Origin of the sequence: Brevibacterium sp. UCMA 11754 (genome assembly GCF_021532275.1) — a bacterium.
Taxonomy (GTDB): domain Bacteria; phylum Actinomycetota; class Actinomycetes; order Actinomycetales; family Brevibacteriaceae; genus Brevibacterium.
Genome location: NZ_JACBOT010000031.1, coordinates 52304 through 74566, shown reverse-complemented (window position 1 = coordinate 74566; position 22263 = coordinate 52304). Strand labels below are relative to the sequence as shown.

General features: G+C 64.1%; 17 protein-coding genes. 13 read left to right on the top strand and 4 right to left on the bottom strand.

Features of this window, described 5'->3' with window-relative positions; all coding sequences use genetic code 11:
* Positions 1 to 15 precede the first annotated feature (15 nt).
* The 4 genes from groL (at position 16) to HX613_RS17315 (ending at position 4880) form a co-directional block, all read left to right on the top strand.
* Complete coding sequence (gene groL / locus HX613_RS17330) at positions 16 to 1605, top strand: chaperonin GroEL (RefSeq protein WP_235346464.1); 1590 nt, start codon at positions 16 to 18, stop codon at positions 1603 to 1605.
* Between the two features lie 255 nt (positions 1606 to 1860).
* The gene (locus HX613_RS17325; protein WP_235346463.1) at positions 1861 to 2703 is read left to right on the top strand and encodes an ABC transporter ATP-binding protein; all 843 of its coding nucleotides are present in this window, start codon (positions 1861 to 1863) and stop codon (positions 2701 to 2703) included.
* The gene (locus HX613_RS17320; RefSeq protein WP_235346462.1) at positions 2700 to 4121 is read left to right on the top strand and encodes an FtsX-like permease family protein; all 1422 of its coding nucleotides are present in this window, start codon (positions 2700 to 2702) and stop codon (positions 4119 to 4121) included. The genes HX613_RS17325 and HX613_RS17320 overlap by 4 nt, the downstream gene beginning before the upstream one ends.
* A gap of 84 nt (positions 4122 to 4205) precedes the next feature.
* The gene (locus HX613_RS17315) at positions 4206 to 4880 is read left to right on the top strand and encodes a DUF1707 SHOCT-like domain-containing protein (protein WP_235346461.1); all 675 of its coding nucleotides are present in this window, start codon (positions 4206 to 4208) and stop codon (positions 4878 to 4880) included.
* A gap of 37 nt (positions 4881 to 4917) precedes the next feature.
* Here HX613_RS17315 and HX613_RS17310 read toward each other — a convergent pair whose 3' ends face one another.
* From HX613_RS17310 to HX613_RS17300, 3 genes are all read right to left on the bottom strand, one after another.
* The gene (locus tag HX613_RS17310) at positions 4918 to 7509 is read right to left on the bottom strand and encodes a PEP/pyruvate-binding domain-containing protein (RefSeq protein WP_235346460.1); all 2592 of its coding nucleotides are present in this window, start codon (positions 7507 to 7509) and stop codon (positions 4918 to 4920) included.
* A gap of 70 nt (positions 7510 to 7579) precedes the next feature.
* Positions 7580 to 8665, bottom strand: a complete 1086-nt coding sequence (locus HX613_RS17305) for a hypothetical protein (RefSeq protein WP_235346459.1) — start codon at positions 8663 to 8665, stop codon at positions 7580 to 7582.
* Positions 8666 to 8732: 67 nt separating this feature from the next.
* Positions 8733 to 9128: an SRPBCC family protein gene (locus HX613_RS17300; RefSeq protein WP_235346458.1), complete on the bottom strand. Its 396-nt coding sequence runs from the start codon at positions 9126 to 9128 to the stop codon at positions 8733 to 8735.
* A gap of 326 nt (positions 9129 to 9454) precedes the next feature.
* On the opposite strand from HX613_RS17300, the gene HX613_RS17295 reads away from it, so the two are divergent.
* Genes HX613_RS17295 through HX613_RS17285 form a run of 3 tightly spaced genes read left to right on the top strand, consistent with a single transcriptional unit; the run spans position 9455 to position 12079 of the window.
* On the top strand, positions 9455 to 10273 hold the full coding sequence (locus HX613_RS17295) for an ABC transporter ATP-binding protein (protein WP_235346457.1): 819 nt from the start codon (positions 9455 to 9457) through the stop codon (positions 10271 to 10273).
* Positions 10270 to 11688 (top strand): FtsX-like permease family protein, encoded by a 1419-nt coding sequence (locus tag HX613_RS17290; RefSeq protein ID WP_235346456.1) that lies wholly within the window; start codon positions 10270 to 10272, stop codon positions 11686 to 11688. Before HX613_RS17295 ends, HX613_RS17290 begins: the two co-directional genes overlap by 4 nt.
* A gap of 31 nt (positions 11689 to 11719) precedes the next feature.
* On the top strand, positions 11720 to 12079 hold the full coding sequence (locus HX613_RS17285) for a hypothetical protein (protein WP_235346455.1): 360 nt from the start codon (positions 11720 to 11722) through the stop codon (positions 12077 to 12079).
* 24 nt (positions 12080 to 12103) lie between these two features.
* On the opposite strand, the gene HX613_RS17280 is transcribed toward HX613_RS17285, so the two are convergent.
* Complete coding sequence (locus tag HX613_RS17280; protein ID WP_235346454.1) at positions 12104 to 12550, bottom strand: hypothetical protein; 447 nt, start codon at positions 12548 to 12550, stop codon at positions 12104 to 12106.
* Positions 12551 to 12655: 105 nt separating this feature from the next.
* Between HX613_RS17280 and HX613_RS17275 the strand changes: the two genes are divergently transcribed.
* The 6 genes from HX613_RS17275 (at position 12656) to HX613_RS17250 (ending at position 22189) form a co-directional block, all read left to right on the top strand.
* A complete protein-coding gene (locus HX613_RS17275) occupies positions 12656 to 13675 on the top strand; it encodes a pseudouridine synthase (RefSeq protein ID WP_235346453.1) in 1020 nt (339 codons plus the stop codon).
* A 98-nt stretch (positions 13676 to 13773) separates the two neighbouring features.
* A complete protein-coding gene (locus HX613_RS17270) occupies positions 13774 to 14436 on the top strand; it encodes a GntR family transcriptional regulator (protein WP_235346452.1) in 663 nt (220 codons plus the stop codon).
* Positions 14437 to 14603: 167 nt separating this feature from the next.
* Positions 14604 to 16130 (top strand): IMP dehydrogenase, encoded by a 1527-nt coding sequence (guaB, locus tag HX613_RS17265; RefSeq protein ID WP_235346451.1) that lies wholly within the window; start codon positions 14604 to 14606, stop codon positions 16128 to 16130.
* A 367-nt stretch (positions 16131 to 16497) separates the two neighbouring features.
* Positions 16498 to 18162 (top strand): pyridoxal phosphate-dependent decarboxylase family protein, encoded by a 1665-nt coding sequence (locus HX613_RS17260; RefSeq protein WP_235346450.1) that lies wholly within the window; start codon positions 16498 to 16500, stop codon positions 18160 to 18162.
* Positions 18159 to 19637, top strand: coding sequence for a lysine N(6)-hydroxylase/L-ornithine N(5)-oxygenase family protein (locus HX613_RS17255; protein WP_235346449.1), 1479 nt, complete (start codon positions 18159 to 18161; stop codon positions 19635 to 19637). Before HX613_RS17260 ends, HX613_RS17255 begins: the two co-directional genes overlap by 4 nt.
* Entirely contained in the window at positions 19634 to 22189 is a 2556-nt protein-coding gene (locus HX613_RS17250) for a GNAT family N-acetyltransferase (RefSeq protein WP_235346448.1), read from the top strand. The genes HX613_RS17255 and HX613_RS17250 overlap by 4 nt, the downstream gene beginning before the upstream one ends.
* Positions 22190 to 22263 lie beyond the last annotated feature (74 nt).

The window sequence follows — 22263 nt, the reverse complement described above, 5'->3', positions numbered from 1 at the left end:
CTGACAGGAGGACGAATGCCTAAGAATCTTGAATTCAACGACGAAGCTCGTCGCGCACTCGAAAAGGGTGTGAACACTCTCGCGGACACCGTCAAGGTGACCTTGGGACCCAAGGGCCGCAACGTCGTGCTCGACAAGAAGTGGGGCGCACCCACGATCACCAACGATGGTGTGACCATCGCTCGTGAGGTCGAGGTCGACGACCCGTACGAAAACCTCGGCGTGCAGCTGGCCAAGGAAGTTGCCACCAAGACCAACGACATCGCCGGTGACGGAACCACCACCGCGACTGTCCTGGCACAGGCCTTCGTCAACGAAGGACTGCGCAACGTTGCCGCCGGCGCCGCACCAGGTGCCCTCAAGCGCGGAATCGAAGCCGCCGTCGAGGCTGTCTCCACCGAACTCGGAACCATCGCCCGCGATGTCGCCGACTCCTCGGAGATCGCACACGTCGCCGGTCTGTCCGCTCAGTCCGAAGAGATCGGCAAGCTCATTGCCGATGCCTTCGACAAGGTGGGCAAGGACGGCGTCATCACGATCGACGAGTCCCAGGCCGCATCTGTGGAACTCGAGATCACCGAGGGAATGCAGTTCGACAAGGGATACCTCTCGCCGCACTTCGTGACCGATGCTGATCGCCAGGAAGCTGTGCTCTCCGACGCGCTCATCCTCATCAACCAGGGCAAGATCTCCAACATCCAGGAGCTTCTCCCTGTGCTGGAGAAGGTGCAGCAGGCCGGAAAGCCTCTGTTCATCGTGGCCGAGGACATCGAAGGCGAAGCTCTGTCGACGCTGGTCGTCAACAAGCTGCGCGGCATCATCAATGTTGCCGCCGTCAAGGCTCCCGGATTCGGTGACCGCCGCAAGGCGATCCTCGAGGACCTCGCCGTCCTCACCGGTGGCCAGGTCGTCACCGCTGATATGGGCATGAAGCTCGACCAGGTCACCCTGGAAGAGCTCGGAAACGCCCGCACCATCACCGTCACCAAGGACAACACCACCATCATCGATGGTGCTGGCTCCGACGAGGACGTCAACGGTCGGGTCGCCCAGATCCGCAGCGAGGTCGAGAACACCGACTCCGATTGGGACCGCGAGAAGCTGCAGGAGCGCTTGGCTAAGCTCTCCGGCGGTGTCGCAGTGATCAAGGTCGGCGCTGCCACCGAGGTGGAGCTCAAGGAACGCAAGCACCGTGTCGAAGACGCTGTGTCGGCTACCCGTGCAGCCATCGAAGAGGGCGTCGTCGCCGGCGGTGGATCCGCTCTGATCCACGCCGCGAAGGTTCTGGCCGGAAACGACCTGAGCCTGACCGGCGATGCAGCCACTGGTGCTGACATCGTCAAGCGCGGCGTCGTCCAGCCACTGCGCTGGATCGCTGAGAACGCCGGCCAGGACGGCTACGTCGTCGTGTCCAAGGTCGAGGAGCTCGCTTCCGGCCAGGGATACAACGCCGCCACCGATTCCTACGGAGACCTCATCGGCGCCGGAATCATCGACCCGGTCAAGGTCACGCGCTCGGCACTGCGCAACGCCGCTTCGATCGCCGCACTGGTTCTCACCACTGAGACACTGGTCGTCGAGAAGAAGGAAGAAGAAGAGGACTGAGTCCCCATCTGATTCGCATCACCGCGCAGCGACTGCGCTGAACTGATACACGTGTGGCCCGGAACACTGTTCCGGGCCACACGTGTATTCAGCATCAGCAGTGGGCCGGCCAGCAAGTTGGTCGACATCCAAGCTCGCAAACTACGCGAGTTGCACAGGCGGCTCCCACCTACTGATCAGTCAGATCCTATGTTTCTTGTCGTTGCGGGTCGTTAGTCTGGATGAGACAGTTTGACGCAGCAATGTAGGGACCATATGACGACCGCCTTACCGATGCCCATCGCTCAGCTTCGTAATGTCTCGAAGATCTTTGATCCAGACGGGGCAGCGCTGGTCGCTCTCAACCAGGTCTCCCTCGATATCGCCCCCGCCCGACTGACGGCCGTGATGGGGCCCTCGGGTTCGGGCAAATCCACGCTCATGCACATTCTCGCCGGACTCGATCGGCCGAGCTCCGGCACTGTGCGCATCGGTGAACGTGAGATCACTGCCTTGCACGAGGACGAGCTCACGGCCTTGCGTCGGCGGCGGATCGGCTTCGTGTTCCAGGCATTCAACCTCGTGCCGACCCTCACTGTCAGGGAGAACATCGTGCTGCCCTTCGAACTCGATGATCGAAGGCCCAATTCCGATGAACGCGCCTGGATCTCCAGCATCGTCAAGCGGCTCGGCCTCGACGAGCGGCTCAAACATCGGCCCAGTGAGATCTCGGGCGGACAGCAGCAGCGCACCGCCATCGCCCGTGCCCTGGCCACGAGACCAGACATCCTCTTCGCCGACGAACCGACCGGCAACCTCGACGGCCGGTCGGGGCGCGAGGTCATGGCCATCATGTCCGAGGCCGTGCGCGAGCTCGGACAGTCGATCGTGCTCGTGACCCATGATCCGATCGTGGCCGCCTATGCCGACCGCGTCGTGTTCATCGCCGACGGCACGCCCGTCTCAGAGCTCAACGACTCGATCAGCGCCGAGGTGATTGCACAGACGATGCTCGACCTCGACGCGAAGGCCGAGGCTGCGGAGAACGCGGCCGCCGGGTCCCCACAGCATCCCGTGCGGTCCCCGCAGTACGCCGCGGAGACCGGAGGGCGCCGATGAACCCTATGCGGGAGATCCGGACCAACCCGCGCCAGTTCGCACCCAGCTTCCTCGTCGTCTTCATCGCTGCGCTCTTCGGCACCGTCATCATGCAGGGTATCGAGATCCTCACAGCCTGGATGTCCTCGGCGAAGATCGTCTCCGAGTCAGACACGGCGCAGGGGCTGCTCACAACGGTGGGACTGGTTTTCTTCGTCATCGCGCTGTTCGTCTCAAGCATCGTCATTGCCAATACGTTCTCCATCATCATCGCCGGTCGCAGCCGGCAACTGGCACTGCTGCGTCTCATCGGAGCTTCCTCGCGACGGCTGCGCCGGGCCGCCTCGGTGGAGGGACTGCTCGTCTCGATACCCAGCGCCATCGCTGCGTTCCTCGTCTCCACCGCACTCGCGAAGGGTACGACGGCCTACCTCGGCGGACAGATCACCGTGGAGCCAGATCTGCTCAGTCCCATGATGTTCCTCCCGGGGGCTGCGACCATCGTCGTGACCTGGTTCTCAGCGTATCTGGGTGCCCAACGCATCAGCGGCATCTCGCCGATTGAGGCCACCTCGCAGGCTGTCGAACGTCGCCCTGAGGATGCGCGTGCATCGATGGGGGCCCTGGCGGGTGCACTCATCCTGCTGTCCATGGGGATCACCCTTCTCATCAGCGGCGTCATCGGTGCTAGCGGGAACACGGTGAGTGTCCTTGGTGTGCTCCTCGTCGCCGTCGGTGCCGCTCTGACCTTCGTCGGTGTCATCGTCGGCAACCTCTGGATCCTGCCTCCGCTGCAGGCGCTCACCGGGTGGCTGCTCGGCCGAACGGCAACCGCGCGTCTGGCTGCGTCGACGATCGCTCGTCACCCCACTCGCAATGCGCGCACGGTGATCGGTCTGGTCATCGGCATCACCCTCATCGTCATGTTCGCCACGGCCATGACGACATTTCGAGACCAGCTTCTCGACTACGCTGAATCGCTCGGCGACGACGGGTGGGGCGGCTTCGAGGATGTGCTGAAGACCATCATCGACCAGACGATGATGTTCTTCCTCGGCATGGTCCTCTTCTCCGTCATCATCGCCGTCATCGGAGTCGCGAACGCGCTCACACTCTCCGTGCGGCAGCGCACCCAGGAGATCGGTCTGCTCATGGCCCTCGGTCAGACGCCGCGACGGGTCCGACGCATGATCGTCGCCGAGGGCATGCAGCTGAGCGTGACAGCCTGCCTGGTCGCGGTGCCCCTCGGCATCGCATTCGGTTGGATCGGTGCCCTGGTTCTGCTGTCCCCGCTGACCGGAATCTTCGCTCCGTCCGTGCCCTGGTGGGTCATCATCTCCGTCGTCTCCGGCTCGCTTCTGGCAGTGCTCGCCGCCAGCCGTGCTCCGGCGCGGGCGGCCACGTCGATCAGCCCCGTGGACGCTCTCCAAGCGGTATAGGTTATGACCCTCGCCGAGGTGGTCGTGCAGTCCCGGACTGACCGCTCCGTTGCCCCTCACACAGGAATCGGGCACGATGGTGAGATGATTCTTCCTGGTCCAGATGAGCCGACAGGGCAGTCGGGAGACCCGGCTCGCACACTGCGCATCGGTTACCCCGAGCGCGATGCCGCGATAGAAACACTCCGGAAGGCCGCAGGCGACGGACGGATCAGGCTTGACGAGCTCGAGGAGCGGATGGAACGGGTCGAGTCCTCACGTTTCCCGATCGATCTCGATGAGGTGCTGGCGGACGTCACGTCCGATCTGCCTTCGGCACGCGTGCGTGCCGAGTTCGAAGCTGCCCGTGCCGGTGAAGTCGCGACCCCGAGGTTCGGCCCTGGCTGGAGCGACGAGGACAGAGAGGTCCTGCACGCGCCGTGGACCACCGGACTCATTCGGCGCGGCCGCTGGCCCGTGCCTGCGTTCCTGCGGTGCGAACCCGCTGGAGTTCTCCTCGAGCTCAACTTCCTCGAGGTCAACACAGACCTCAAGGTCATCGATCTCCAGGTCGCGGCCCGTACCGGCACCCTGAAACTCGTCGTCCCTGAAAGCTGGGGCGTCGACATCACGGATCTCCAGCGCAGAGCGATTGCAGTCATCACATTCAAGGCCAACGAGGCTGCGGAAGAAGGGTGTCCCACGATCCGCGTCAACGGAAGTATCGGTTCCGGAGTCCTCCAGGCACTGTTGCCCAATCGTCGGCAGCGCAGGATGTAGAGCAGTTGATCGTCACCCTCATCCGCCGAGGTGGTCCTCAGCTCGGTGTCACCGTGCCGTTGCTGCCGTTGACGCTCACCGTCTGACCCGAGGTGAAGCGGCTGGTGGCATCGCGGACGGCCATGACTGCGGGCAGGCCCAGCTCACGAGCCGTGACCGCACCGTGGGAGAGCGCACCGCCGCTTTCCGTGATGACGCCGCTGGCCTGGTAGAACAGAGCCGTCCACGCCGGATTCGTGGTTCGGGCAACGAGGATCGCCCCGTCCGGGAAGGACGAGAAGTCCTCGGGACTGTGGACGACGAAGACCTCGCCCGTGACCTCGCCGGGACTGCCGGCAGTTCCCTTGATGAAGTCACCGTCCGTGTCATCACCGACCTCGGGCGCACGACCGTGCTCCCACTCGGGGGTCCGCTCAACCGCTTCCAGATACCCGGCCTTGTTCTTCTCCGCGATCGCAGCCAGGCCGGCCAGAGCCTCGGCGGGGGAGTGCTGCCCGTTGCCGGGACCAACAGAATCTCCGGCGGGGGAGTGATGCCCATCTGCAGCGCGGATCGCCGCGTCGAGAGGCTCGAAATTGATGAAGTAGACATCCATAGGGTTGGTGAGGACACCTTGGTCGACAAGTCTCTGACCCAGCTCACGCAGGGCCCGCCGCATCGGCAGCGTCAGGCGTGTGGTCTGGTAGTGCTCCAGGTCATCGAGCGCCGTGTACGAACGTGCCAGGCGGATGACCTCCTGCACCAGATAGCGCAGCTTCTCCGGGACGGCGTTGACCACGGCCCGCTCGGTCTCGGCCTGCAGGACCTTGCGCTCCAGATCGGAGTCCGCCGAGGCGTTCTCAGCTCGATCTGCCAGCAGCCGAACCTGATCGAGGACGATGTGCGGGGCCTCGACCCAGGTCGGATGGTAGGCATCGAAGTCGAGTTCCCGGTGGCCGTGCTTGGCGAGGAAGGTCGCGAACTCGTCGAAGAACTCGGGGAAGTCACCGAGGACCGCCAGCCCCTCCTCGCCAGTGTGGCTGCGCAGCGTCGACGACAGCTCGGGATTGCTGCGCACAATGCGTGAGAGCTCCCAGAGTTCGGCGTTGACCTGCGAGGTCTTCGTCTCCGTCGATGCCAGCAGTCGCTCGAACACGAGGCGCGCGGTCTCCTTGTCCAATGCCATCTCGAGCATGTGCGAGAGCGCACCGTAAAGTGTCTGCTGCGTCAGAGAGATCGCGATGTCGGGGCGGAAGTACTCCGTGCCGAGGTCGCTGATGGCGATCACGTGATCCCACACCTCGGCCAGCGACTTGTCCTCCAGCGGTTCGTGGGAGAGCTTGCCGATGCCCATGAGGTACGTGTCGAGGTCCCGCATCCACCGCACGGGAAGTTCCTGCACCCAACCGAACTGAGAAGCGATCTCCGGCAGCGATTCGGTGATGGTCTCCACGCTGGAAAGCATCTTCGTCGGCAGTCTCCCGGCGTAGAGATCGACGGCCGTCTGGTTGCCGTAGATGTAGAAGTCACGCATCACGAACCACTTGTCGTCGAACGGCGGAAGACCCATGAGGTCGAAACTGTGGTTGAGTGAGTAGTGGAATCCTGCCTCGACGAGGTCCCAGGTCAGAGGCGTGACCGGAGTGGGGAATCGTTCGGCCGATTCGTCGCGGGTCCAGCGGGGTGCGACGCGAGTGATCGGCCGCGACTGCAGGAGGAAGAGGTCGTCACCACTGAAGGCCCACTCGATGTCCTGCGGGAAACCGAAATGATCCTCCGCACGGACGGAGAGTTCGGCCACCGCTCGGGCCTGCTCCACAGTCAGTGCCGGACGAGTCCGCTGATCCCCGCCGAGGTGGACCTCCCTCGTCCGCGCATCGCCGTGTTCGTGTTGTCCGTTGTGACCGTCGTCGTCAACGTCTTCGGCTTCCGCAGGCTCACGCATGACGAGGGCCTTCGGCTTGTCCGCGATCTCGGCAGCGACCTGGGTTCCGTCGGCGCGGGCGATCCGGAATTCGTCGACGGGTTCCTCCCCGCCGACGACGGTCTCGCCCAGTCCGAACGCCGCATTGATGAGGACTTCGTCCGTGTTGCCGCGCACCGGATCGACGGAGAACGCGACCCCGGCAGCTTCCTCAGCACCGACTGCGACCATGAGCTGGACGACGACGGCCATCTTCGCCTCGAGCTGCTGACGGTAGCGGAAGGCGTGCGGATTCCACAGGGAGGCATAGCAGTCGCGCACCGCCTCGGCGATGGACTTCGTTCCGCGAACCCCGAGGTAGGTGTCGTGCTGTCCGGCGAAGGCCGCCCCGGGCAGATCCTCCATGGTCCCCGAAGAGCGGACCGCCACCGCCTGACCACTCAGGCCTGCAGCCTGGGCCGCCGCCTCGAAGTCCGCGAGCCACGCATCGGGGACAGGGGTGCTGCGGATGAGCTCGCCGATCGCCTCGGCGGGGTGGTCTGTATCCATGAGCTCGCTGATCCGCGACTGCAGGGGTGCGACGAATTGTGTGTAGGCGTCGGCGGTGACGATGAAGCCGCCGGGCACGGGCAGATTCTGCGCGGACTTCGCGAGGCTGGCGCCCTTGCCGCCGCTGGTCGCAAGTTCGGTGGCGAGAGGATCGGTGAAGCCGAGGGTGAGTGTCACGAGTGCTCCTAGAGATGTCTCAGGTGGGGCGGGCTGATATCGAGGGGACAGTGGACGGTGGTCGATCGGGTCACAGACGGAAGCGACGCAGGCCCAGAAGTAGCCAGCCGCAGACCGCACTGACGATGCCGATTCCTATGACCAGGGGCCAGAAGAACGCGGCAACGATGAGTGCTGGTACCCAGACCATAACCGCTGCGAAGCCGCCGAGGAGGCGGAAGAATGTGACAGTATTGCGACCGTCCGCGCGCGATCCGGCAAGGGCAGCTGCCGCGAGCACGGGGGTGTAGAGCCACATGAGTCCGAGCCCGACCCAGCGCAGGAGGGTGGCGGCGACGGGACCGAGCTCCTCCACATCGCTGACCGCCTCCGCGCCGTCGGCGTGCTGTGCGTCGAGGCTCGTTTCCGCGTCGCCCTGGCGCTGCAGGTCCAGAAACGCCTTCGCGAACGTGGCCGCTCTGCCCGGTGTTCTGCGGGCGACATTGAGCGCCTTCGCCTGGATCCGCTCGAAGGTCTCTTCGTCGGGACAGTTCACCGAGATCTCATCGAGGGCCGATCCCATCGCCGAGGAGACCTCGGCCTCCCATACGGATCGATCCTGGCCATTGCGGGCCGGAATCGTGATCGACTTCCCGTGGACCACCTCGGCGCGGGAGCGGAACCTGTCAGGAGTCGAATAGAACAGGCCCACCGGGATCACCTCGAGATCGATGCCTTCCTCGAGCAGGGTGCAGGCGATGCGGGCAGCACCAGATTTGTAGGGTTGGGGTCGGTGGCCCCATTCGCTGCTGGCTTCGGGGAAGATGCCCAGGTCACCGCCTCGGCGAAGTTGTGCGGTGCCGGCTTCGACCGGACTGGCCACCGATGTGGGATCGAGGTTGTAGCGTTCGACGTCCTTGGGCCGGACGACGGGGATGCCGGCGATGAAGAGACGCAGGAACCAGCTGCGGATGAGCTGGATCGAGATGAGGAACTGCGCTCGTGGGAATGCGGCGAGCACCTGGTGACCGTCGATGGCGCCATTGCGGTGACTGGAAATGATGAGGCGCGGACGTGGATTCGTCTGAGGCCGGTGGTCTGTGGAAGCGCCGTCGCGGTCTGTGGACTCGCCACTCAGGTCCAGGACGCGGATGCGACCGAAATACACGGTGCGCATGGCGGCATTGATGAACCGGTGCCCCCACCCTAGGGCGGCAACAGGTGTTAGGGATGCATTCGAACGGTCAGGCTTCGAGGACATCGCGGAGTCGTTCAAGGTCCCTCTGCACTGCTTCGGTGTCGTGGGCGAATTCCTCGTCGGTGACATTCGGGAGGCGGTAGACAGTGAAGACGACTTCGCTGACATCATCGTTGTGGAGCACACGCAGCGGATTGTGCACGGTGGTGCCATCGGGGAAGATCACGTCGTGGTCGAGGATCCCGAACTCGATGCCGGGCCGGAAGCTGACCTCGACTTCGCCCATCGGCGAATCGGTGATCCAACGTCCGGCCTCATTGCGGATGCCCGTACTCAGGCCGGCCGCCCACTGCGGGAGGTTCGCGGGATTGCCGGCGAAGACCGCGATGTCGGAGGGGTCCCGACGGATCGTCTGTGAGATGTGCTGTGCTTCGAAAGTCATGCTCTAAGTGGACCACAGGTGCGCCGAACCCACCAGAGACTTCTTTGAGCTGGCCCCTTCGGGCGACTGCGTGAACCCTCGCGAGACTGCGTGAGCCTATGTGCGCCCGGTAGGTGGCCGTCGCTTTCCTCATGCGTTCGGGTTTTCGTGTCGGAGACGAGACGAGAGGTTCCCGGGTGAAGTGGGGGTTTCTGCAATGCGTCCTGTGCTGGCATCGCAGTAGCCTGAAATGAACAGCCATTCTTTGCAGCGGATCGGCTTGTCCGTTGCAATGGACTTCGTTGCAACGGACTGCCCATCGAACCAACTGACAGACAGGTGAGAATGTGACGACTGCCTCCGATGATCCGAGTCCGAGATCGCTTGAACCCATCGCCCGACTCTGCGATGTGTCGAAGGTCTACGACTCGAAGACGGCCACGATTGCCGCTCTGGGCCGGGTCACCCTCGACATCGATGCCGGAGCGCTGACAGCGGTGATGGGGCCCTCCGGCTCCGGCAAGTCCACCCTCATGCACGTGCTCGCCGGCCTCGATCGACCGAGCACGGGCCAGGTGTTCATCGGCGAACGCGAGATCACGGCACTGAACGATGAAGCACTGACCGCGTTGAGGCGGCGACGGATCGGCTTCGTGTTCCAGGCCTTCAACCTCGTGCCGACGCTGACAGTCAGGGAGAACATCCTTCTGCCCTTCGAACTCGATGACAGGAAGCCGACGACGGACGAACGCTCATGGATCGACAGCATCGTAAAACGACTCGGAATCGCCGACAGAATGAGCCACAGACCCAACGAGATCTCAGGCGGTCAGCAACAGAGAACGGCGATCGCACGGGCATTGGCGACCCGTCCCGATATTCTCTTCGCCGATGAACCGACCGGCAACCTCGACGCACGGGCGGGCCGAGAGGTCATGCGGATCATGGCCGAGGCCGTCAGAGACCTCGGCCAGACGATCCTCCTCGTCACCCATGACCCAGTCGTCGCCGCCCATGCGAACCGCGTGGTATTCATCGCAGACGGGACACCCGTCAGCGAACTCAATCACGGAATCAGCGCCGAGGTCATCGCCCGCTCGATGTTGGAACTCGACGTCGACTACGACGCCGATGCAGTGGAGCCCAGCCGGGGTGAGGTACCGTGAACCCGTTTCGCGAGATCCGTGCGAACCCGCGCCAGTTCGCTCCCAGCTTCCTCGTCGTCTTCATCGCCGGGCTCTTCGGCACCGCCATCATGCAGGGCATCGGAATCCTCAGTGCCTGGATGACCTCCACCGAGGAGATCGACGAGTCCGCGACCGCGCGGATCCTCATCGCGCTCGTCGGCCTCACCTTCTTCGTCATCGCCCTCTTCGTCTCCAGCATCGTCATCGCCAACACCTTCTCGATCATCATCGCCGGTCGCAGCAGACAGCTCGCACTGCTGCGACTCATCGGAGCCTCCTCCAAGCGGCTGCGACGCTCCGCAGCACTGGAAGGGCTGATCATCGCGGTCCCCGGTGTCATCGCAGCACTCCTCGTCTCGACGGCTCTGGCCGGACTGACGCTCACCATCCTCGGCGATCAGATCCGATACGACGCCGACCTCCTGCACGCCGAGGTGTTTGTACCCGCCGCTGCCACACTCCTCGTCACCTGGTATGCGGCCTATCTCGGAGCTCGAAGGATCTCGGACATCTCGCCGGTCGAAGCCACATCACAGACCGTCGAGCGCAGCCCTGAGGAGCTTCGTCCATCGAAGCGATCACTCACGACCGTGATCGCTCTCCTCGGTGTCGGTCTCGTGATGCTCATCGGCGGTGCGGCTGTCGGAGTGGCGATCAACAATCCGCTCGGACTGCCCGTCGCCACCGTCGGTGGTGCGATCTCCTTCCTCGGCTTCATCATCGGCAATCCGTGGATCCTGCCACCGTTGCAGACGCTGGTCGGGCAACTGCTCGCTCGCACTTCCTCCTCGCGCCTGGCGGCGAAGACCATCGCCCGCCACCCGGCGCGAAGCGCGCGCACCGTCATCGGACTCGTCATCGGAGTGACCCTCATCGTCATGTTCGCGACAGCCATGACGACCTTCCGGACTCAACTCGAGGTGTATGCAGCATTGCTGGGGCAGCGCGGGAGGGAAGCCGACGGCGATGCGGTCACGACGGTGGTGGACCAGACCATGATGTTCTTTCTCGGCATGGTCGTCTTCTCGGTCGTCATCGCCGTCATCGGCGTCGCGAATGCGCTCATGCTGTCCGTGCGTCAGAGGACTCAGGAGATCGGGCTGCTCATGGCACTGGGACAGACTCCGCGGCGAGTCAGAACCATGGTCCTCAGCGAGAGCCTGCAGCTGAGCGTGACCGGATGCGCGGTGGCTTTGCCCCTGGGCATCTTCTACGGCTGGATCGGTGCGCTCGCCGTGATCTCGCCACTCACCGGTTTCTTCGCACCGTCACTGCCGTGGTGGGTGCTGATTGTCGTGGTCGTCGGCTCGATCCTCGCCGTCGCGGTGGCCAGCGGCAGACCGGCACGCGCGGCGACATCGGTCAATCCTGTCGAAGCCCTCGAAGCGGTGTGAGGGGCGATCTGGAAATGTCATTGTCCTCGACGTGCTGCGCGCCCTAGGCCGTGAACCGCGAACAGCAAAGGCCTTCCTGGGCTTCCTCGAAACCGGGCTGGGCCGGTACCGGGAATTCGACGCCGCCTATGAGGAGCTTGCCGCTTCCCTCCACAGCTCGCTCGAGGCGGTGAGCAGCGGGGACCCTGCCAGAATCGCAGGCATCCAGCGCTGCGGGCGCGTAATGGTGGAGAAGATGGCGCTGCTCCTGCAGGCCACGATTCTCTTCGATTCCGCTCCCGCTGAAGTGGCCGCAGGGTTTGTATCGGCACGGTTGGGTCCTAACCGGGGCCGGGAATACGGTGCCCTGCCAAGCGACGTCGACATCGACTTCCTCGTCGAGCGCGCCTGAGCTGTGAGCCGCTGTGGACCGGAGTCAGTCTCTGCGGTGGGCGGATCGGCAGCGGCGCCGGTCGAGGCGGAGATTGCGCGAGCGGATCCTCAGCAGGCGCGTCGCGCATTCCGGAGGTCCGCTGAAGTTCGGGCGAACCGCATGTCTGAGACTTGGGCGAGGAGCATTGTGTTCGTCGGCCTCCCACTCCTCGTCGCGGCGCTGCCCGATCTCCGACCGGTCGATGAACGCTTGGAGCTCGGCGATGAGCTTCAGCTGGAGGTCGTTGACCGACTCGATGCCTTCCGAGTATTCGAGGGGGATGTCGACGGCCTCCCAGTTGGCGACGACCCTGACAATCCACTTTCGTGCGTCGGTCGGGTCGTGATTCATCCCGTAGCTGTCCCATTCGTCGTTGGCGAACATGCCGAGAACGACCGGAGCGATGACCTTGTTGAGGAGGAACTCTTCCGTCAATTCGGTGTTGTCCATACCTCCCACCATAGGACTCCACGCTCCAGATTTCTCGCAAGCCCACGGCAGGTCCCGCAGGTTAAGAGCCGAGTGCGCCATCGCGTCGACAGTTAGACTGATCCGATGCCACGCAGCCCGCTTTCACCCCGAGAAGGGATCTCCGCGACATCGCTGCGCGCTCCTGGTGGGAAGGCGACGCACGATAAGAACCATCTTCCGGTCCCGGACACGATTGGCGGGTGGTTGGAGGGAGAGTTCCCCGCAGCCGACGATGAAGCGCGACGTAGCCTGCTGAGCACGGGCGATATGCGCGATGAGACGGGCGAGCCGGTGAACTGGGATGATTCAGTCATTCCCGGCGGCTTCTACTTCTTCCACAGACCTGTTCCGGCCGAGGAGCGGATTCCCTTCGAGATCAGCATCGTCTTCGAAGACGAAGATCTGCTCGTCGTCGACAAACCCCACTTCCTCGCCAGCACTCCCAACGGGCGGTTCGTGCGCGAATGCGTCGTGACCCGGGCTCGCCAGGATTTCAATCAGCCCGACCTGGTGGCCATCCACCGCCTCGACCGCGTCACGGCGGGACTGCTCATCCTGTCGAAGCGACCCGAGACCCGTGGTCGCTATCAGAGTCTGTTCCAGGACCGATTGGTGACCAAGACCTATCGCGCCCTCGCGGCGATGCCGCCGACGGATATGGAGTTCCCGCTCAGCAAGGCGTCCAGGCTGGTCAAACCGCGCGGCGGCAGACAGGTCCTCGAAGTCGACGGTGAGCCCAACGCCTTCAGCACGATCAGCCTGCTGAGTGAACGAACCCCGACCTCGCCGAGGTGGTCCGACGCAACTGTGCCCCCACCTCGGCGATCGGTGGGGCAGTGTCCGTCGATCGGCGAGTACGAACTTCATCCGCTGACGGGCAAGACGCACCAGCTGCGGGTGCACATGAACTCGCTCGGGCTGCCCATCCTCGGCGATCCGGTCTATCCTGTCGATCTGTCTCCGGACCCCTACGATTTCAGCTCACCGCTGCAGCTGCTGGCGGCGTCGATCGGGTTCGACGATCCGCTGACGCGGCGCCCGCGACGATTCGAATCCAGGCTCACTCTGGGGCTCACTCTGGGACCGACGCCGTCGACGCCGTAGACCGCTGCAGACGTAGCTTGTGTCTCGACTCGGCATCATCGTCGACGGCTGCGCCCAGGCTTTGCCCACGAGCGGTGGGGACACGGTAGCCTGGTGATATGAGTCCAAACGCACCCGGATGTACCTCAGAGGCGATCGTTGCCCTGGTCCGGTCCCGAATCACGACCGGCGAGTACCCTGCCGGCTCTCCGGTCCGGGATGGTGCGCTGGCGAAGGAATTCAACGTTTCGCGCAATACTGCTCGTGAATCCCTGTCCCTGCTCCGCTACGCCGGTCTGCTGACACAGGAGACGAACCGCGGCTTCTTCGTCCGTACCTTCGACCTCGACGAACTCAAGGACCTCTACCAGGCCCGACGTGTCTTCGAGATCCGTGCCGTTCAGGAATCACAGGACGCCACGGAGGCGGCGATGAGCCGTGTGGAGGCATCGGTCGTCCGTGCGGAGACTGCTCCGAACAACGAGAGCTGGACCGACGCACAGGAGCACTCCGCCTCATTCCATCGGGCGATCGTCGGACTGCTCGGCTCGCCGATGCTCGACGAGTTCTACGTCAACCTCATGGCCCGGCTGTCGACGACCTTCGCCCGCTCGCGGGAACCAGGCAAATACCACTCCCACTGGGCCAACCCGCACCGCGACATCCTCGAGAAGATGCGCTCGGGGGACCGACACGGAGCCGAAGGTCTGCTGCGGATCCATCTCGATGACTCGGAAGCCTCGACGCTCGACCTGGCGCGCTCGGTCGGCGAAGGCCGCTGAGGGCGAGGCGACGCAACCACCGGGACCACGCAACCGCCTCGGCGAGAAGGAACCCTGCTGCCGGTGTCGGCAGTCTCACAATGCTCGGTATTTGAAACGCTAGATAAGCGGTGTATGACTTCGATAGCATTGAGCCACCGAACTCACCGCGTCGAAAGGCTGTACCCATGGGGATTCCCGAGCAGGAAACACAGGCCGCAAACGATCCGTTCTCGCTGACGGGACTGACGTATGACGATGTCCTCCTCCTGCCCGGTGACACCGATGTCATCCCCTCAGATGCCTCCACCACGACTCGTCTGACCAAAGAGATCGAGCTCAACATCCCCCTGGTCTCGGCTGCCATGGACACCGTGACCGAGTCGCGCATGGCCATCGCCGTGGCCCGCATCGGCGGACTGGGCATCATCCACCGCAACCTGTCGATGGAAGACCAGGCCGCCCAGGTCGACTATGTCAAGCGCTCCGAATCCGGGATGATCAACGACCCGCTGACGATCACCCCCGAGAAGACTCTTGAAGAACTCGACGAGATCTGCGGAAAATACCGGATCTCAGGTCTGCCCGTCGTCGATGAGGATAACGTGCTGCTGGGCATTGTGACCAACCGTGACCTGCGCTTCGTCACCCGCAGCGAATTCCCGACCCGCACCGTGGCCGAGACCATGACCCGGATGCCACTGGTCACCGCCCCGGACGGCGTCTCCCCAGAGAAGGCATTCGAGCTGCTCGCCGAGCACAAGGTCGAGAAGCTGCCGCTGGTCGATGAGAACAACGTCATCAAGGGCCTCATCACCGTCAAGGATTTCGTCAAGACCGAGGAATACCCCCTTGCCACGAAGGATGACGAAGGTCGCCTGCGCGTGGGTGCGGCCGTCGGATTCCACGGCGATGCCTATGAACGCGCAATCCTCCTCGCCGAGGCGGGAGTCGACGTCCTCGTCGTCGACACCGCCAATGGACACGCTCGCGGCGTGACCGACATGATCAGGAAGATCAAGGCCGATTCGACGTTCGACAAGGTCCAGATCATCGGCGGTAACGTTGCCACGAAGGAGGGTGCACAAGCCCTCATCGACGCCGGTGCCGACGCCATCAAGATCGGAGTCGGGCCGGGCTCGATCTGCACCACCCGTGTGGTGGCCGGCGTCGGCGTCCCGCAGGTCACCGCCGTCTACCTCGCCGCTCAGGCGGCCCGCGTGGCCGGTGTGCCGGTCATCGCAGACGGCGGACTGCAGTACTCCGGCGACATCGCCAAGGCCATGGTCGCCGGCGCGGACACCGTGATGCTCGGCTCCCTGCTGGCCGGCTGCAGCGAATCGCCCGGCGAACTCATCTTCGTCAACGGCAAGCAGTACAAGGCCTATCGCGGCATGGGTTCACTGGGTGCCATGGCCCCACGTCAGGGCAAGTCCTACTCGAAGGACCGCTACTTCCAGGACGACATCGACGCTGACACCGACCTCATCCCGGAGGGCATCGAAGGCCGTGTAGCCTACCGCGGACCGCTCAAGCAGGTCGCACACCAGCTCACCGGTGGTCTGCGCCAGTCGATGTTCTACGTCGGCGCCCCCACCATCGAGGACCTCAAGGCCAAGGGCAAGTTCGTTCGCCTGACCACAGCGGGCCTCAAGGAGAGCCACCCGCACGACATCCAGATGACAGTCGAAGCACCTAACTACGTCGTCAAATAAGGTTCTGCGGTGACCGTTCTCTGACGGCGCGTCGCGACTGGTTTCTGGTTGTCCCACGATTGCCGACGGCCGTAGCTTCTGCCTCCTGGGCAGAGACTACGGCCGTTTTCGCTGTCTCAAGATGTCAGACGATCGCCCGGATGTGATGAAGGGCACGTGCGATTTTTTAGGCCGTATACGCCTGTCGTCGGTTGCGGGCTTGGCCGCGCGAGGATTGACGAGGGCGCTCCTTGTGCCGGGTTGAGGTTACTTGTGTAGTGATATCCGGCAGCACCACTCGCCTTGCTTCTCACTTCACTTAGGGTAGGTTGCCCTAATGTAGTCCGGCCTTACCGGACCCTGAACCGAAGGAGGCAACCGTACCGCTATGACTTCACTGCTCTCTGACACCCCGACTCCACCGGCCGAGGCAACCCCGCCGAACGAGGCACGCTCGCTGACCGATGCCCCACCGAACGATGCACCATCGCTGCCCGGTGCAGCTCCACTGCCGAACACCTCGCTGCGCACAGAGGACGCCCTGCTGGGGTCGCACAGTGCCGATGCCTACGCCGAGCTCATGCACGAGGTCGTCGATGCACTCGCCCAGCGTTTCACGAGTGTCGACGCGCCCACCTCGGCGAATGACCGGACCAGCCTGGAAGCCGAGGTCGCGGACTTCGACCTCGACGGACAGGGGATCGGAAACATCGCAGCCCTGCGCGAGGCCGATGACCTCTACGCCCGCAATGCCGTCTGGTTCCACCACCCGAGCTATGTCGCCCACCTCAACTGCCCTGTCGCCGTGCCAGCCGTCGCGGCCGAGGCGATGCTGGCTGCGATCAACACCTCCGTCGACACCTACGACCAATCCGAAGTCGCCACACTCATGGAGCGCCGCCTGGTGCAGTGGGCCTGCAGGCACGTCGGATTCTCCGGCGGTGACGGAATCTTCACCTCGGGCGGCACCCAGTCGAACCTGCAGGCACTGTTCCTGGCCCGCGAGAACGTTCTGCGCGCACAACAGGCACAGGTGCTCGGCAGTGCCCAGCCCGGCCGCGGCGAGCCATCACGCCGAGAGCTCATGTCTCGGCTGCGGATACTCACGACCTCCCAGACTCACTTCTCGATATCCCGCGCCGCACACATCCTCGGCCTCGACGCCGAGGCTGTAGTGACCGTGGACACCGACGCCGCCGGACGCATGGACGCCGAGGCTCTGGCCGAGCTGATGCGCGACATCGATGACACCGGCGGCATCGTCATGGCCGTCGCCGCCACGGCCGGAACCACCGACCTCGGCGTCATCGACCCACTCGACGCCATCGCCGAGATCTGCGAGAACGCGAACGTGTGGATGCACGTCGACGCCGCATACGGCGGGGGACTGCTGTGGGCACCACGACGCAAACACCTGCTGCAGGGAATCGGCCGCGCCACCTCGGTGACCATCGACTTCCACAAGACCTTCTTCCAACCCGTGTCCTCAAGCGCACTGCTGGTGCGCGAACTCGCCCTGTTCGACCCGACGCTTCATCACAATGACTACCTCAACCCGGAGGCTGAGGCCCAGGGCGCCGATGCCGAACCGAACCAGGTCGACAAATCCCTGCAGACCACCCGACGCTTCGACGCCCTCAAGCTCTGGACGACTCTGCGCGCCCGCGGTGCCACGGAGATCGGTTCGATGGTCGATGCCGTGTGTGATCTGGCCGCCGAGGTCCGAGAGCTCCTCGAGGCACAGCCGGACTTCGAGGTGCTGGGAGCAACCGACCTGAGCACGGTCCTGTTCCGGTTCGCCCCCGCGACCGCCGAGGCTGCCACTGCCGATGAACTGGTGCCGATGATCCGCCGCGTCCTCTTCCGCTCCGGGCGCGCAGCGATCGCCCGCACCACCATCGACGGCACCCCCTGGCTCAAACTCACCCTGCTCAACCCCGACACCACGGTCGCAGACATCACCGCCGTGCTCGACCTCGTCCGCGCCACCGGCCACGGGATCCTCGCCGGCCGGCACCTGGAGAGCACGACCCTCGAAGGAGGCGCAGCATGAGCACACCCGAATCACACATCCACGACATCGTCGGCATCGGCATCGGACCCTTCGGTCTGGGACTGGCCGCTCTGTCTGACCCCCTGCCCGACGTCGACGCCGTCTTCCTCGACCAACGCGAGGAATTCCGCTGGCACCCGGGCATGATGATCGAAGGTGCGACGGTCCAGGTCCCGTTCCTCGCCGACCTCGTGACCATGGCCGACCCCACCTCCCGCTTCTCCTTCCTGCAGTTCCTCAAGGACAGCGGCCGGCTCTATCCCTTCTACATCCGCGAATCCTTCTACCCTCTGCGCGCCGAATTCGACGAATACTGCCGATGGGTCGCCGCTCAGTTGGACACTCTGCGCTGGAACCGCACGGTCACCTCGGTGACCAGGAATGATGACATCTACACCGTGACCGCCGAGGTGGCCGATCAGTTCGGTCAGACGCTGAGGACTGAGTCCTACCGCGCCCGCCACCTGATCCTCGGTGTCGGGACCGAACCGGTCCTGCCACAGGCCCTGCAGAACCTGGAAGCTGAGGGCACAGGCCCGGTCATCCATACCTCGAAGTACCTCGACCACAGAGACGCACTGCTCGAGAGCGGATCAATCACCATCGTCGGCAGCGGACAGTCTGCGGCCGAGATCTACCGTGATCTCATCGACGAAGCTGAAGCCCGTGGCGTGCGACTCGACTGGGTGACGCGCTCACCGCGCTTCTTCCCGATGGAGTACACGAAGCTGACCTTGGAGATGACGTCCCCGGAGTACACGGATCACTTCCGAGCCCTGCCCGATGACCTGCGCGAACAGCTCGGACGTGAACAGCGAACCCTGTACAAGGGCATCAGTGCCGAGCTCGTCGATGACATCCACGACACCCTCTACCGACTCAGCCGCGGCGGCAGGAAGCTGCGCACCAACCTCCTCGCAGAATCGGAGCTGATTGCCGCCGACCACGATGCGAGCACCGGCGACTATGCTCTGCGCTTCCGCAACACGTCACTGGACAGGTGCTTCGACCGGCGCACCGGATCGGTTGTCTCTGCCACCGGTTACAAGTCCCAGGTCCCGGCCTTCCTCGCGCCGCTGGGAGACGAGATCCGCCTGGATGCCAAGGGCCGCCTCGAGGTCAGCCGCCACTACACGGTCAACGACGCAGGCACCATCCACGTCCTCAACGGCGAAGAGCACACCCACGGAGTCACCGCACCCGATCTTGGCTTCGGGCCCTGGCGCGCATCGGTCGTGCTCTCACATGTGACCGGACGGGAACCGTACCCGATCGAGAAGACCATCGCCTTCCAGACCTTCGGAGTTCCGGACGACGGGGCACTCGACGATGGGGCGCTCGACGACGGAGCTCTCGACACGACTCCTCTGAGCACTCAGGACGACTTCGAATCGCACTTCGACTTCGCCGACACCGCTTCCGATTCCGACTCCGATTCCCAGCCTGCAGACGACAGGGAGATGACACACGTATGACCACCGACCTCATCAACGACGCACCCACACCCTCAACGGCAAGCTCCGCACTCACCGTGGACATCCGAGCCGTGGACCCAGCCCGGGATACCAAGAACATCCACGTGTGGCTGACCCACCCGCGCGCCCACTACTGGCAGATGACCCACCTCGACGAGTCCGGAGTCCGCGACTACCTCGGCGCGGTCCTCGGCTCCGCCGACGAGAACGGTTGGGTGGGATCGGTCGACGGCATCGACTGCTTCTACGTCGAAACCTATCTGCCCTCCACGCTGATCCCACACGATGTTGTTCCCACCGGGCCCGATGACATCGGAATGCACCTGCTCGTCGCCCCACCTGACGGCGATGGAGTCCGCGGACTCACGAACCAGATCATGGCCGAGGTCATCGACTTCTGCCTGCGCCCGATCGAACGAGGCGGCCGCGGCGGTCACCGAGTCATCGTCGAACCCGACGTGCGCAACACCGCCATCCTCGAGAAGAACCGGGCAGCGGGTTTCAGCCCGGTGAGCGAGGCGACCATCATGATGGGGGAAGAGCGGAAACGCGCCTTGGTCAGTGTCTGCGATCGTGAGGACTTCGAAGCCAGCGAGCTGGTGAAGCTCCTCGATCGCGATGAAAGTGCCGACGTGGCGGACACCGCTTCGGAGGATGACACTTCTTCGGACGAGAACGACAACGACATCGACATCGAAAACGACAACGACATCGTGGAGGACGCCATCACGCCCGCCGCATACTCCCACCTCAATCCCGACACCTTCGCGGTCGCCCAACGCCACCTTGTGGCCAAGGCACTGTCCGAGTTCGCCCACGAACGACTGATCGCCCCGGTCCGCGCCACCGGCCCGAATGCCGGGCCCGATGACTGGGAACTGCAGATCGATGACACCGGGTCGAAGAGCACGGACTCCGTCACGTACTCGTTCACCGCCCGAGTCCTGCCGCTCGAGCATTGGGTCATCGACGAGGACAGCATCACCCGCCGACGAGGTGACACTCAGCTGGGACTCGACGCGCAGGAACTCGTCGTCGAACTCCAGGACGCCCTCGACATCCCGGAGAACCTGATGTCGACCTACCTCGAGGAGCTCGCGTCGACCCTGGCCAGCAGCGCCTTCAAGCTCGCCGAGGCGGTCAAGGGTCACCGCCCGGACTCCACAGATCTCCTGACTTCCGATTTCCAGGCCACCGAGGCGGCCATGACCGAAGGCCATCCCGGCTTCATTGCGAACAATGGACGCATCGGTTTCTCCCTCAGCGATTATCGGAAGTGGGCCCCGGAGAACGGGCGCACCACCCGCATCGAATGGGTAGCAGCGACCCGCGAGCACAGCCACCTCTCACTCGGTCAAGGATTCGACGAGGCCGCACACACCGACTGGGCACTCAGCGCCGAGGAGCGCGAACTCTTCGACTCACGAATCCGGTCAGCCGGCCGCGATCCGGAAGACTTCCACCTCCTTCCGGTCCACCCTTGGCAAGCCGATCACCGACTTGCGATCACCTTCGCCGCCGACATCGCCCGCGGAGATCTGCTGCCCCTGGGCGCTGGCCTCGACGAGCATCAGCCGCAGCAGTCCCTGCGCACCTTCTTCAACCGAACACGGGCCGATGCCCCTTATGTGAAGGTCGCGCTCGCCGTACAGAACATGGGGTTCTTGCGCGGACTGTCCCCGAAGTACATGCGCGATACTCCGGCAATCAATGACTGGATCGCCGAGTTGATCGGCACCGATCCCGCCTTCGGGGACGCCGGGTTCCGGGTCCTGCGGGAACGTACCGCGCTCGGCTACACCGGAGACGTCTACCACCGAACGCAGGAGACGAACCCGCACCGCAAGATGCTTGCCGCTCTGTGGCGAGAGAACCCTTTGACCGTGCTCGAACCTGGTCAGAAGGTCGTCACCATGGCGTCCTTGCTGCACCGCGATCACAGGGGAGTCGCCTTCGCCAGCGAACTCATCCGCGCCTCGGGTCAGGCGCCCGAGGACTGGGTGCGGTCCTACTTGAGGGCTTACTTGCACCCACTCGTCCACGCACTGCTGGCTCACGATCTGGTGTTCATGCCGCACGGGGAGAACCTCATCCTCATCCTCGATGACCACGTCGTGACCGGTGCCTTCATGAAGGATATCGGCGAGGAGGTCGCCGTCCTCGGCCACCGTGACCTGCCAGGCGACGTCGAGCGGATCCGGGCGCTGGTCCCCGGCGAGGAGAAGGCCCTGTCCGTGTTCACGGACATGTTCGACGGAGTGCTGCGCCACCTCGGCGGGATCCTCGACGCGGATGGTGTGCTGAGTTCGGAGACGTTCTGGACCTTGGTCGCCGAGGTGCTCGATCATTACGAGGCCCAGCATCCGGAACTCGCCCGTGGTCTGGCCGGGGATGTGGACCTGAGAGCCGAACGTTTCGCCCATTCCTGCCTCAACCGTCTGCAGCTGCGTAACACCGTGCAGATGGTCGACATCGGCAACCAGGCCGAATCCCTGCTCTACGCCGGAACGATGAGGAACCCCGTGGCGCGGGGCGATTCAACAGCGCGCTGATCAGGAAAAACATCAAAATCGCCGAGGTGGGCGCTGGGTTCCAGCGCCCACCTCGGCGAGAGCCTTGGGGGTCG

Bases quoted from the DNA above. Each gene is read 5' to 3' on its own strand.
- groL (WP_235346464.1), top strand. From the start codon at position 16: ATGCCTAAGAATCTTGAATTCAACGACGAAGCTCGTCGCGCACTCGAA.
- HX613_RS17325 (WP_235346463.1), top strand. From the start codon at position 1,861: ATGACGACCGCCTTACCGATGCCCATCGCTCAGCTTCGTAATGTCTCG.
- HX613_RS17320 (WP_235346462.1), top strand. From the start codon at position 2,700: ATGAACCCTATGCGGGAGATCCGGACCAACCCGCGCCAGTTCGCACCC.
- HX613_RS17315 (WP_235346461.1), top strand. From the start codon at position 4,206: ATGATTCTTCCTGGTCCAGATGAGCCGACAGGGCAGTCGGGAGACCCG.
- HX613_RS17305 (WP_235346459.1), bottom strand. From the start codon at position 8,665: ATGCGCACCGTGTATTTCGGTCGCATCCGCGTCCTGGACCTGAGTGGC.
- HX613_RS17300 (WP_235346458.1), bottom strand. From the start codon at position 9,128: ATGACTTTCGAAGCACAGCACATCTCACAGACGATCCGTCGGGACCCC.
- HX613_RS17280 (WP_235346454.1), bottom strand. From the start codon at position 12,550: ATGGACAACACCGAATTGACGGAAGAGTTCCTCCTCAACAAGGTCATC.
- HX613_RS17275 (WP_235346453.1), top strand. From the start codon at position 12,656: ATGCCACGCAGCCCGCTTTCACCCCGAGAAGGGATCTCCGCGACATCG.
- HX613_RS17270 (WP_235346452.1), top strand. From the start codon at position 13,774: ATGAGTCCAAACGCACCCGGATGTACCTCAGAGGCGATCGTTGCCCTG.
- guaB (WP_235346451.1), top strand. From the start codon at position 14,604: ATGGGGATTCCCGAGCAGGAAACACAGGCCGCAAACGATCCGTTCTCG.
- HX613_RS17260 (WP_235346450.1), top strand. From the start codon at position 16,498: ATGACTTCACTGCTCTCTGACACCCCGACTCCACCGGCCGAGGCAACC.
- HX613_RS17255 (WP_235346449.1), top strand. From the start codon at position 18,159: ATGAGCACACCCGAATCACACATCCACGACATCGTCGGCATCGGCATC.
- HX613_RS17250 (WP_235346448.1), top strand. From the start codon at position 19,634: ATGACCACCGACCTCATCAACGACGCACCCACACCCTCAACGGCAAGC.